Here is a 12248-nt window from a genome sequence, read left to right on the forward strand (position 1 = left end):
GCGTGCCCCTGAACGACCGTGATCGCGCCATCCTCGACTTCGAGGGCGAGTGGCGACGGCACGCGGGCGCGAAGGAGGAAGCGATCCGTGCGCAGCTCGGCATCTCCCCGGCGCGGTACTACCAGCTGCTGGGTCGTCTGATCGATACGACAGAGGCGCAGGAGCGCGACCCGATGCTGGTCAAGCGTCTCCGCCGCATCCGCGACGTCCGTCAGCAGGCGCGCATCGCGCGCGTCGCCGGTTCGCCCGGCTGACCCGCCCGTCCGCCCCGAATCGGGTTCGCCCGGCTGACCCGCCCGTCCGCCCTGAATCGGGTTCGCCCGGAGTCACCGGGTACGATCGTCTGGTGCCGAGAACGACCTTCCCGCGGGACCGCTTCGACGACCTCCCCGCGGATGCGGGCCGTGTCGGGGCGCACCGCGCCGAGAATCCTCGCATGCGCGCCTGGGTGGTGCTGCTGTGGGCGGCGCTCGCGACCATTGTGCTGATCGCCATCGGCATCTTCGGCACGCTGATCGTCACGGAACGCGTCGTGCTGTTCCCGACGCCCGAGCCCACTGCGGCACCGCTGCCGATCGTCACGCCCGTGGTCGACACCACCTACGACATCCTGGTCCTGAACGCGACGCCCGAGGAAGGGCTCGCCACCCGCATGAAGGACACCGTCGTCGGAGCCGGCTGGTCGGCCGACAAGGTCAACGCCGGCGAGGCCGGGACGACCGACTTCGCCGAGACGACGATCTTCTACGCGCTCCCGGAGGACGAGGCCGCCGCCGCCGGACTCGCCGAGGCCATCGGCGGCGCGAACATCGAGCAGAGCGATGCGTACCCGGCCGCCAGCGCCGACGGCAAGCAGCTGACGATCGTCATCGGTCTGGACCGCACGGCGAACCCGCCGACACCCACTCCCGCGCCCTGACACGCGCCCCGGAGCCACCCTCCCCGACGCGGTGTTTCGCGCCGGTAAACACTTCGATGCGTCCGTGTCAACAGTTGCCGTCTGGGTCCTTTCGGCCCGAATCGCCTGCATACGATTGGCCCCAGTCGCAGCAACACAGGAGATTCGCATGACCCAGGGCACCGTCAAGTGGTTCAACGCCGAGAAGGGCTTCGGTTTCATCACCGTGGCCGACGGCCAGGACGTCTTCGTCCACTACTCCAACATCGATATGAGCGGCTTCCGTGTCCTCGAAGAGGGCCAGACGGTCGAGTTCACCGTCGGCAGCGGGCAGAAGGGCCCGCAGGCCGAGGCCGTCCGCGTCGTCTGAGGCCGATCCGCACCATCACGCACCACGAGCCGGCCTTCGGGTCGGCTCGTTCTGCGTGTCCGGGGGAGTGAGACCGAGAGCGGATGCTGCACTTCGCAGTCCTCCCCGAGCCCCGGCGCCGCACATCGTGACACTTCGTGTCGCGGCATCCGTTCCCACGGCTTGCACTCGGTAGGGGCGAGTGCCAGAATGGATTAGCACTCACATCATCGGAGTGCTAATACCCATCGCTTACGTTCCGGAGGGACGAACACATATGGCTAAGATCATCGCTTTCGACGAAGAGGCCCGTCGCGGTCTCGAGCGCGGCCTGAACATCCTGGCTGACGCCGTCAAGGTGACCCTGGGCCCCCGCGGTCGCAACGTCGTGCTCGAGAAGAAGTGGGGCGCCCCCACGATCACGAACGACGGAGTTTCCATCGCCAAGGAGATCGAACTCGACGACCCGTTCGAGAAGATCGGCGCGGAGCTCGTCAAGGAGGTCGCCAAGAAGACCGACGACGTCGCCGGTGACGGTACGACGACGGCCACGGTCCTGGCTCAGGCACTCGTCAAGGAAGGCCTGCGCAACGTCGCGGCCGGCGCAGACCCCATCTCGCTCAAGAAGGGCATCGAGAAGGCCGTCAAGGCCATCTCCGACGAGCTGCTGGCCTCGGCCAAGCCCGTCGAGTCCAAGGAGCAGATCGCCGCGACCGCGTCGATCTCGGCCGCTGACCCCGAGATCGGGGCGCTCATCGCCGAGGCGATCGACAAGGTCGGCAAGGAGGGTGTCGTCACCGTCGAGGAGTCGCAGACCTTCGGCACCGAGCTCGAGCTCACCGAGGGCATGCGCTTCGACAAGGGGTACATCAACCCCTACTTCGTGACCGACCCCGAGCGCCAGGAAGCCGTCTTCGAGGACGCCTACGTCCTGATCGCGAACCAGAAGATCTCGAACATCAAGGATCTTCTGCCGATCGTCGACAAGGTGATCCAGGACGGCAAGGAGCTCGTCATCATCGCCGAGGACGTCGAGGGCGAAGCCCTTGCGACCCTGGTGCTGAACAAGATCCGCGGCATCTTCAAGTCGGTCGCCGTCAAGGCTCCCGGCTTCGGCGACCGCCGCAAGGCGCAGCTGCAGGACATCGCGATCCTGACGGGCGGACAGGTCATCACCGAAGAGGTGGGCCTCAAGCTCGAGAACGCCACGCTCGACCTGCTCGGCCGTGCCCGCAAGGTCATCGTCACCAAGGACGAGACCACGATCGTCGAGGGCGCCGGTGAGCCGGAGCTGATCGAGGGTCGCGTCACGCAGATCCGTCGCGAGATCGACAACACCGACAGCGACTACGACCGCGAGAAGCTCCAGGAGCGTCTGGCGAAGCTCGCCGGTGGCGTCGCCGTCATCAAGGCCGGCGCAGCGACCGAGGTCGAGCTCAAGGAGCGCAAGCACCGCATCGAGGACGCCGTTCGCAACGCGAAGGCGGCCGTCGAGGAGGGCATCGTCCCCGGTGGTGGCGTCGCGCTCATCCAGGCCGGCAAGGTCGCGTACGCGACGGAGTCGATCACGGGTCTCGTCGGTGACGAGGCGACCGGTGCGAACATCGTCCGCGTCGCGATCGAGGCACCGCTCAAGCAGATCGCCCTCAACGCGGGCCTGGAGCCCGGCGTCGTCGCGAACAAGGTCGCCGAGCTCGAGCCCGGCTTCGGCCTGAACGCCGCGACCGGCGAGTACGGTGACCTGTTCGCACAGGGCATCATCGACCCGGCCAAGGTGACGCGCTCCGCGCTGCAGAACGCCGCGTCGATCGCCGCGCTGTTCCTCACGACCGAGGCAGTCGTCGCCGACAAGCCCGAGAAGGCGGCGGCTCCGGCCGGCGACCCGACGGGTGGCATGGACTTCTAAGTCCGACGATTCCGCCGAACGGCCCCTCCTTCGGGAGGGGCCGTTCGTCATTTCTGCGTGCGACTACCGGAACAGGCCCATCGTCGCCTGCTCCGCCTCGGCGTACTGCCGGCCAGCCGCGGCCAGCGCGAGGTTGATCTCGCCGAGGCTGTCTTCGACGGTGCGCTGCGTCGCTCGCCAGCGGTCCACGACGCTCGAGAAGGCCACGGACGCGCTCCCGGTCCACGTCGTCTGCAGCTGGGTGAGCTGGGCGAGCATCGCCTGCGTCTCGGCCTGCAGCCGGTCGATCGTGCCTCGGACGGCGGTGGTGGCGGACAGGACGGCGTCGCTGTCGACGGAATAGACGGCCATGTGGATGCTCCTCGCGTGCGTACCGGATCGGTGAGCATCCCACGGTACGAGCGACCCGGCCGGCGCCGAGCCGAATCGGTGCGGGCTGTTCACAACGGCCGACAGCGCCGCGCCTGGGGAGGAATGGCCCCCTAGAGCTCGTCGAGCCGCTCGAGGTCGATCCGCTGCAGCGGCTGCGTCTCGATGAGCAGGTGCTCCGCGGCATCCCGCTCATGCGCCAGCGGGAACGCGACCCGGAAGGTCGCTCCTCCGCCCGGCGTCTCATCGACCGACACCGCGCCGTGCAGCGCGTCCACGATCGAGGCCACGATCGACAGTCCGAGACCGGTACCGCCCGTCTCTCGAGCGCGCGAGGTGTCGGCACGCCAGAAGCGCTGGAAGATCTTGTCGCGGATCTGCTCCGGCACGCCTTCGCCGTGGTCGGCGACCTCGATCCACCCCATCGCGGCGGCCACGTCGACGCCGACGCGCAGCTCGATCGGCGAATCCTCCGCGGTGAAGCGGCGGGCGTTGCCGAGCAGGTTCGCCACCACCTGACGGATGCGGTTCTCATCGCCCAGCACCACCGGGGCCGGCGTGTTCAGCGCAGGGGCGGTGAGCGCGAGCAGCTCCGGGGGTGTGGGTGGCACGTCCTCGATGTGCACGGCGTCGCTGGGCGGGGCCGGCCTGGGTCGGCGCCGGAGCAGGGATCGCGCACCGCTCGCGGTGCGCAGGGTCGCGGTCGAGGGGCTGCCGCGCCGTCTGCCTCCCTTGGCGGGCGGCGGCGCGGCATCCGGTTCCCTGGTGTCGCCCGTCGGCGGTTCGGGGCTCTGCGCGGTCGTGTCGATGACGGTGACCGCGCGCAGGGGTGCGGTGGCGCGGACGTCGAGGGCCGCATCCCGCGCGATCGGCCGGAGGTCCACCGCATTGATGACGACGTCACGGCGCTCGTCGAGGCGGGCGAGCGCGAGGAGGTCCTCGACGAGGACGCCCATCCGCATCGCCTCCTTCTCGATCCGGTCCATCGCCTGCGCGACGTCGTCGTCGCCGGTGATCGCCCCCATCCGGTACAGCTCCGCGTACCCGCGCACCGTCACGAGCGGGGTGCGCAGTTCGTGACTGGCGTCGCCGATGAACCGGCGCATCTGACGGACCGAGGCATCCCGCTGTCCGATCGCGGTGTCCACGCGGCCGAGCATCGCGTTGATGGCGGTCTTCAGGCGCCCCACCTCGGTCGTGGTCGGCTCGATGTCGGTCATCCGCAGGCTGAAGTCGCCACCGGCGATCGCCATGGCGGTCGATTCGACCTGGCCGAGGCTGCGGAACGCGAACGTCACCAGATACCGTGTCGCGAACGTGCCGATCACCAGGGTGATCAGCGCGAGGATCGAGTAGATCCCGAGGAAGCTGGCCACCACCTGATTGACCGGAGCCGTCGGCAGCGCCACGAGCTGCGTCACGATCCGGCCGTCCAGGATCTCCAGCGGTGCGACGCTCGCGCGGAACTTGGCGCCGGTCTCGGCGTCCTCCAGGTCGAAGGGATCCAAGCCCTCCGCGTACGCCTGCTCGGCGGTGAACTGCGCCGGGAAATCGGGGTCCGGCTCGCCGCCGCATCCCGAGATCAGCAGATCGCCGGGCGTCCCCTGCTGATAGAGCGCCACGTGGTAGTCCGTGCACGGCACGTCGTCCTTGTCGGTCGCCGCGACGACGTCGTCGACCACCTGCAGGTCGAACAGCCCCGCACCGATCTCGGTCGGTGCGACCTGGCGCAGGCTGTCGTCGAGGCTCGAGAGCAGGGTGTTGCGCAGGAACACCGCGGTGCCGAAACCGGCCGCGATCAGGCCGAACGCCAGCAGCGTGACGGTGACGCCTGTCACCTTCGCGCGCAGGCTGATGCTGCGCCACCAGCGGGTGACCGCATCGGTCTTCTTAGCCAGTGCGTCCCCCTTGGATCAGGGACCGCGTCAGGCGGTCTTGCCGGCTTTGAGCATGTACCCGAAGCCGCGCTTGGTCTGGATCAGCGGCTCGGTGGAGTGCGGATCGATCTTGCGTCGGAGGTAGGAGATGTAGCTCTCCACGATGCCGGCGTCGCCGTTGAAGTCGTATTCCCACACGTGATCGAGGATCTGCGCCTTGGACAGCACCCGGTTCGGGTTGAGCATGAGGTAGCGCAGCAGCTTGAACTCGGTGGGGCTCAAATCGATCGACACGTCGCCGACGAGCACGTCGTGGGTGTCCTGATCCATGGTGAGCTCGCCGGAGCGGATGACCGATTCCTCGTCGGCCTGCATCGTGCGGCGCAGGATCGCCTGGATGCGCGCGACGATCTCGTCGAGGCTGAACGGCTTGGTGACGTAATCGTCGCCACCGGCGTTGAGCCCCATGATCTTGTCTTCGGTCTCGTCCTTCGCGGTGAGGAAGAGGATCGGCGCGGTATAGCCGGCTCCGCGCAGCCGTTTGGTGACGCTGAACCCGTTCATGTCGGGCAGCATGACATCGAGGATGATGAGGTCGGGTTCTTCCTCGAGCACGGCCGAGATCGTCTGGGCGCCGTTGGAGACGGCGCGAACCTGGAACCCGGCGAACCGCAGGCTCGTGATGAGCAGATCCCGGATGTTCGGCTCGTCGTCGACGACGAGGATGCGAGGTGCAGTCATGGCCTCATTATGGCGACGAAACCCATGCGCTGTCTGGATATCGCTCGGAGCGGCACCGATCGGCCGTCACGCGGCGGTCACACGGCGGACGCCCGGCGATTCACGCCGCGATGGCGAAGCATCCGTGCGGCCTCTCACGCGGCGATCGCGTCGGCGTCCAGGATCGTGTAGCTGTAGCCCTGCTCGGCGAGGAACCGCTGACGGTTCTGCGCGAAGTCCTGATCGACCGTGTCGCGGGCGATCAGCGTGTAGAAGCTGGCCGTGTTGCCCGATTCCTTGGGGCGCAGCAGGCGTCCGAGGCGCTGGGCCTCCTCCTGCCGGGAGCCGAAGGACCCGGATACCTGGATGGCGACGGATGCCTCGGGCAGGTCGATCGAGAAGTTCGCGACCTTCGAGACGACCAGCAGCGAGACCTCGCCGACCCGGAACGCCTGGTACAGCTCTTCGCGCTCGTCGATCGGGGTGGCGCCGGTGATCTGCGGGGCGTTCAACGCTTCGGCGAGCACGTCGATCTGGTCGAGGTACTGGCCGATGACGAGGATCCGCTCGCCTTCATGGCGGGCCACGAGCTGTCGGACGACGTCGATCTTGGCATGCGCGGTCGCCGCGAGTCGGTAGCGCTCGTCGTCGGCGGCGGCGGCGTACTCCAGCCGATCGCCGGCGGGAAGATCGACGCGCACTTCGTAGCAGGCGGCGGGGGAGATGAAACCCTGCGCCTCGATCTCCTTCCAGGGCGCGTCGAAACGCTTTGGCCCGATGAGGCTGAACACGTCGCCCTCGCGTCCGTCCTCGCGCACCAGCGTGGCGGTGAGGCCGAGACGGCGGCGCGCCTGCAGGTCGGCGGTCAGCTTGAAGACCGGCGCGGGCAGCAGGTGCACCTCGTCGTAGACGATGAGGCCCCAGTCCAGCGCGTCCAGCAGGGCGAGGTGCGCATACTGGCCGCCGCGCTTGGCGGTGAGGATCTGGTAGGTCGCGATCGTGACCGGCTTGACCTCTTTGACCTGGCCCGAGTACTCGCCGATCTCCTCGGCGGTCAGCGACGTGCGCTTGAGCAGTTCATCGCGCCACTGACGGGCACTCACGGTGTTCGTCACGAGGATCAGCGTCGTGGTCTTGGTGTCGGCCATCGCCGCGGCGCCGACCAGCGTCTTGCCGGCACCGCAGGGGAGGACGACGACTCCGGATCCACCCTCGGTGAAGATGTCAACGGCCTGACGCTGGTAGGGGCGCAGCACCCACCCGTTCTCTTCGAGTTCGATGGGGTGAGGTGTTCCGGGGGTGTAGCCGGCGAGGTCTTCGGCCGGCCAGCCGATCTTCAGCAGCTCCTGCTTGATGTGCCCGCGTGCCCACGCGTCGATCGCGTACGAGTCGGGCGTGGGGTGCCCGATCAGCAGCGGCTGGATGCGCTTGTTGCGCGAGACCTCGGTCAGGACCGCGGTGTCGATGGCTCGCAGCATCAGCGCGCCCTCGTCGTTGCGCTCGATGGTCAGGCGCCCATAGCGGCCCACCGTCTCGCGGATGTCGATCGACACCGACGGCGGCACCGGGAACCGCGACCAGCGCTCGAGGGTCGCCAGCATGTCCTCAGCGTCGTGGCCCGCTGCGCGGGCGTTCCACAGGCCCAGCCGGGTGATGCGATACGTGTGGATGTGCTCGGGTGCGCGCTCGAGCTCGGCGAAGATCGCGAGCTCGTGGCGCGCGGATTCAGCGTCCGGATGTGCGACTTCCAGCAGCACAGTCCGGTCGCTCTGCACGATGAGAGGGCCGTCAGCCATAAGAGATCAATCCTATCTGCGGTTCTCGTGTCCCCGGCGCGCGGCGGGACCGCTCCGCCGTCGACAACCGCCCTGCAGGCGCCGGTGAAGGGCGGTTCGTGACAGGGGAGCAGTCCTGGGGCTGCTACGCCGAGTGCACGCTGACGATGCTCGAGACCGGCAGGGTCCGCTCGACGTCGGCGCCGCGGTCGCGCCCGCGCAGACGTCCGCCGCCGAGACCCGACGCCTCCAGCGTCAGCGAGCGCTCCGAGCCGTCCGGCATCCGCACCACCACCACGATCGCCGACTTCGCACGGACCGCCTGTTCGAGCTCGCGACCGAGCCACGCGGCGTCGGCATCGGTCTCGTGGCCGGCGCGGATCGCGCCGATCAGCCTCGCGTAGACCTCGGTCGGCTGCGACGGGCCCGGCGCGTCGACAGCGTGCGGCCGGCGATGCAGCGATTCGGGCTCGCCGGTCTCGGAGATCGCGACGACCGGATACCGGGCGTCCACCAGCGACCAGTAGATCGCGTCGCGCCCGACGCGCGAGCTCAGCGCGTCGCCGTCGCGGATGAGTCCGAGCGGTCGCAGCGAGTGATCGACGAGGATCGATTCGAGCAGCGAGGTGTCGCCGACTTCGACGGTCGTCCGTGCGGATGCCTCGTCCTCGCGCACCCGGATCAATCCGTACCGCGCAGCAGTGCTGTCGATGAGGTACTGCAGCGGCTGCGGGATGCCGGTCAGCGACAGGCCGGAGAGGAATCCGCGGATCGACTCCGCCGTCTCACCCTCGGTCATGCCTGCGCCGAGCGACTCGGTGCTGAAACGGTACGTGGATGCCTGGGCGCGCGACTCCCGGCGGGCGATGGTCCGCAGGCGCAGGTCGAGTCCGGGCGCCAGCGGCCCCGGTGCGATGGCCGTCAGATCGGCCTGCAGGTACACGCGGTCGATCTCGGCCGGCAGGTGCGCCGACAGCGCGGCGGCTACGGGTGCGGCGCCGGCGCGCAGCGGCGCGGTCCACTCCGGCTCCGCGCCCGACGAGGTGTAGAGGCCCCACTGCTCGGCGATCCGTCGAAGACGCGCAGCGCGATCAGCCCATTCGACATCCAGCGGGTAGGCCGATGCCCACAGCGCCGGCGACTGGTATCCGCCGTTCGCGGTGCGCAGGCCGACGGGCACCGCATCGCGGAGGCCTTCGGCGATCGCGGTCCACCGGTCCAAAGTGCTCGACTCGAGCCAGCGGGTACCTGTCTCGGTGACCGCCCAGGTCCGATCGACCGGCGTCATGAGGTCGGCTGCTCCGGCTGCGGCGACGAGGTCGTCGACATCGTGCGCGGACTCGAGGGCACCGGCATCCGTCAGTCGTCTGCGATCCAGCGCACTCACCGCACCCGTCCCGGTGCGATTGAGAGGCACGTTCAGGCCCGCCAGGAGCACGTCCGCCAGCGCGCCCACGGTCGTGAACGCGCGCTCGGCGGCGGCAGCGGCGGATGCTGCATCCGCCCGCGCGGGTGGGCCGATCGCGGGCGCCGGAGTGAACGCGTCGGGTCGAGATTCGGCCAGGACCCGGATGCGCTCCGTCACCGCCGCGAACGGCACGCCGTCCTCGCCGGTCAGCGCGAGCGCGTTCAGCTCGGGCGGCGGTGCGGCGACCGCGGTTCCGGGTGTGGTCGCAGCGAGGGCGACGAGGTCGATCCGGGGGAGTCGGGCGATGGCCCGCTCGACCGATACCGGGTCCAGGAGACCGGCTGAGGCGTCGAAGAAGTCGTGCCACGGCGCGGCGGGGCTGACGCTGCGGGCGGCGAAGATCCGGGCAAGCTCCGTATCCTCGCTGGCTGCGAGGCGCGTCGCGAGGGCCCGCTCGTCGGAGACCATCAGCCTGCCCGGTTGGCTCGGGCCCTTCGCACGAACGTCATGATGAGGATGGTCAGCAGCATCAGGAACGCGATGATCGGCGCGATGTAGACCAGGACACCGACCAGGGGCCAGATGCCGGAGGCGAAATCGGCGCCTGCGGACGTGCCGATGATGATCGCGAAGAAGCACAGCACCGACAACAGCAGCAGACCCAGCGACATGAACGCCAGGGTGCGGTCGATTCGGCGGATCGGTACGTCGCCGGGGGTGCTCGTGCTCATCCGGCCCAGCCTACTGCGTGTCGTCGGTGCCGTAGGCTGAGGGGAGGGATCGTTCGGTCCGTCAATCGTCATGCCCGCGCACGCGCGGCGCACAATCCAGCGAGGTTCGCATGCCCACCGGCAAGGTCAGGTTCTACGACGAGGAGAAGGGGTTCGGCTTCATCGCCTCCGATGATGGCCAGGACGTCTTCCTGCACGCCAGCGCGCTGCCCGCCGGAGTCACCGCTCTGAAAGCCGGCGCCCGACTCGAGTTCGGCGTCGCCGATGGGAAGAAGGGCCTGCAGGCTCTGTCGGTGCGCGTGCTGGAGGCTCCGGTCAGCCTGTCAAAGGCGCAGCGCAAGCCCGCGGACGACATGGCGATCATCGTCGAAGACCTCGTGAAGCTGCTCGACGGCATCGGCGGAGATCTGCGCCGGGGTCGCTACCCCAGCGGCGCGCACGGCAAGAAGGTCGCCGCCGTGCTGCGCAAGGTCGCCGATGACTTCGACGCCTGAGTCCGAGGCGGCTGCGGGCTCCGGGGCTGCTGGGGGCTCGGAGGTGTCTGGGGTTTCTGAGGTCTATGAGGTTTCTGAGGTCGCGGGCGCCGCGGGCGGGGTCGCTGAGGTTGAGGCTGCTGAGGGCGAGGGAGAGGGAGCTGAGGCCGAGTCCGTCGATGTCGAGGTTGAGGCTGCCGAGAACAAGGCCGCTGATGTCGAAGCCGCTGACGTCGAGGTTGAGGCTGCTGAAGACGAGGCCGCTGATGTCGAAGCCGCTGACGTCAAGGCTGGGCTCGCTGAGGGCGAGGCTGCTGAGGCCGAGTCCTCCGATGTCGATTCTGACGTGGTCGACGCCGCCGAGGGCGAGTCTGAGGTCGAGGCTCCGCCTGTCGTCACGACCGTCGCGGTCGACGAGACCGTTGCGCGTGAGCTCGCACTCTCCGCGCTCGCCGAGATAACCCCGGCGGCCACGATCGGGACGTTCGTCGACTCATCGGTGAACGACGACGACGTGCTGACGCTTCGTTTCACGAACCGGCTGTCGGGATACCCCAACTGGTTCTGGACCGTGAGCCTGGCGCAGATCGTGGACGCCGAGCCGTCGGTGCTCGAGGTCGAGTTGCTTCCCGGCGACGGGTCACTGATCGCTCCGGAATGGGTGCCGTGGGCTGAGCGGCTCGCCGACTACCAGGCGGCGCAGGCGCTGCTGGCGGCCGAAGGCATCGTCGTGGAAGACCTCGAGGAGGACGACGACTCGGACGAGGAGCTCGACGACGTCGACGACCTCGATGCGTCGGACTTCGACAACGACGGATCGCCGATCCTGCACTCCGGAGACGTCGACGGCGTCGACATCGACGAGCTGGACGAGGCGTCTGATGATTCGGACGACGATGACCCGGACGACGATGACTCGGACGACGACGATGACGACTCCGACGAATCGGACGACGACGATTCGAACGACGACGACTCCGACGACGACGATTCGGACGACGAGCTCGACGATGACGACTCTGACGACGGCGAGTCGGACCGCGCGATCGACGAAGACCGCTCGTACTGACCGTTCGGCCGAGCAGGCATCCTCGGCTTCACCCAAGCGCGCCACTTTCCAGCATCCGCTGCGCAAGTCGGTGGCGCGGATGCAGGAAACTGGCGCGGTTGTGTTGCCGCGACGCGGCCACCGCGCCTTGACGTGAAGCTGCTGGTACCGGAGCGATCGGGCGCTGGGGTGGTTCGCCGTCGGAAGCGCCGAAGTCGCCGGAGCGCGCCAGTTTCCAGCATCCGCTGCGCAAATCGGTGGCGCGGGTGCAGGAAACTGGCGCGGTGGTGTTGCCGCGACGCGGCCACAGCGCCTTGGCGTGAAGGTGCTGGCGCCGGAGCGATCGGGTGCTGGCGTGATTCGCCGTCGGAGGCGCCGCAGTCACCAGAGCGCGCCAGTTTCCAGCATCCGCTGCGCAAATCGGTGGCGCAGATGCAGGAAACTGGCGCGGATGTGTTGCCGCGACGCGGCCACAGCGCCTGACGTGAAGGTGCTGGCGCCGGAGCGATCGGGCGCTGGGGTGGTTCGCCGCCGGAAGCGCCGAAGTCGCCGGAGCGCGCCACTTTCCAGCATCCGCTGCGCAAATCGGTGGCGCAGATGCAGGAAACCGGCGCGGTTGTGTTGCCGCGATGCGGCCACGGCGCCTTGACGTGAAGGTGCTGGCGCCGGAGCGATCGGGCGCTGGGGTGGTTCG

General features: G+C 68.7%; 12 protein-coding genes. 6 read left to right on the forward strand and 6 right to left on the reverse strand.

The features are described from left to right. Positions 1–2: 2 nt before the first annotated feature. From BLT19_RS08365 to groL, 4 genes are all read left to right on the forward strand, one after another. Entirely contained in the window at positions 3–254 is a 252-nt protein-coding gene (locus tag BLT19_RS08365) for a DUF3263 domain-containing protein (protein WP_091488685.1), read from the forward strand. Between the two features lie 92 nt (positions 255–346). Beyond that, positions 347–919: a LytR C-terminal domain-containing protein gene (locus BLT19_RS08370; RefSeq protein WP_091488687.1), complete on the forward strand. Its 573-nt coding sequence runs from the start codon at positions 347–349 to the stop codon at positions 917–919. Positions 920–1067: 148 nt separating this feature from the next. Beyond that, a complete protein-coding gene (locus BLT19_RS08375; RefSeq protein WP_091488690.1) occupies positions 1068–1268 on the forward strand; it encodes a cold-shock protein in 201 nt (66 codons plus the stop codon). 256 nt (positions 1269–1524) lie between these two features. Further along, complete coding sequence (gene groL, locus BLT19_RS08380; RefSeq protein WP_091488693.1) at positions 1525–3153, forward strand: chaperonin GroEL; 1629 nt, start codon at positions 1525–1527, stop codon at positions 3151–3153. 63 nt (positions 3154–3216) lie between these two features. Here groL and BLT19_RS08385 read toward each other — a convergent pair whose 3' ends face one another. The 6 genes from BLT19_RS08385 to BLT19_RS08410 all read right to left on the reverse strand — a co-directional run bounded on the left by BLT19_RS08385 (position 3217) and on the right by BLT19_RS08410 (position 10033). Continuing rightward, positions 3217–3504 (reverse strand): WXG100 family type VII secretion target, encoded by a 288-nt coding sequence (locus BLT19_RS08385; RefSeq protein ID WP_091488695.1) that lies wholly within the window; start codon positions 3502–3504, stop codon positions 3217–3219. A 131-nt stretch (positions 3505–3635) separates the two neighbouring features. Next, entirely contained in the window at positions 3636–5360 is a 1725-nt protein-coding gene (locus BLT19_RS08390; protein WP_231917853.1) for a sensor histidine kinase, read from the reverse strand. Positions 5361–5447: 87 nt separating this feature from the next. Further along, positions 5448–6140: a response regulator transcription factor gene (locus BLT19_RS08395; RefSeq protein ID WP_091488700.1), complete on the reverse strand. Its 693-nt coding sequence runs from the start codon at positions 6138–6140 to the stop codon at positions 5448–5450. 134 nt (positions 6141–6274) lie between these two features. Continuing rightward, complete coding sequence (locus BLT19_RS08400; RefSeq protein WP_091488703.1) at positions 6275–7915, reverse strand: DNA repair helicase XPB; 1641 nt, start codon at positions 7913–7915, stop codon at positions 6275–6277. 124 nt (positions 7916–8039) lie between these two features. Then, positions 8040–9770 (reverse strand): helicase-associated domain-containing protein, encoded by a 1731-nt coding sequence (locus BLT19_RS08405; protein WP_172825609.1) that lies wholly within the window; start codon positions 9768–9770, stop codon positions 8040–8042. After that, positions 9770–10033 (reverse strand): multidrug ABC transporter ATPase, encoded by a 264-nt coding sequence (locus BLT19_RS08410; RefSeq protein WP_091493590.1) that lies wholly within the window; start codon positions 10031–10033, stop codon positions 9770–9772. Before BLT19_RS08410 ends, BLT19_RS08405 begins: the two co-directional genes overlap by 1 nt. 110 nt (positions 10034–10143) lie before the next feature. Here BLT19_RS08410 and BLT19_RS08415 point away from each other — a divergent pair, with 110 nt between their 5' ends. Then, positions 10144–10527: a cold-shock protein gene (locus tag BLT19_RS08415; protein WP_091488705.1), complete on the forward strand. Its 384-nt coding sequence runs from the start codon at positions 10144–10146 to the stop codon at positions 10525–10527. 43 nt (positions 10528–10570) lie between these two features. After that, positions 10571–11575 (forward strand): DUF3027 domain-containing protein, encoded by a 1005-nt coding sequence (locus BLT19_RS18180; RefSeq protein WP_331710708.1) that lies wholly within the window; start codon positions 10571–10573, stop codon positions 11573–11575. Positions 11576–12248 lie beyond the last annotated feature (673 nt).

This window comes from Microbacterium pygmaeum (assembly GCF_900100885.1).
Lineage (GTDB): Bacteria > Actinomycetota > Actinomycetes > Actinomycetales > Microbacteriaceae > Microbacterium > Microbacterium pygmaeum.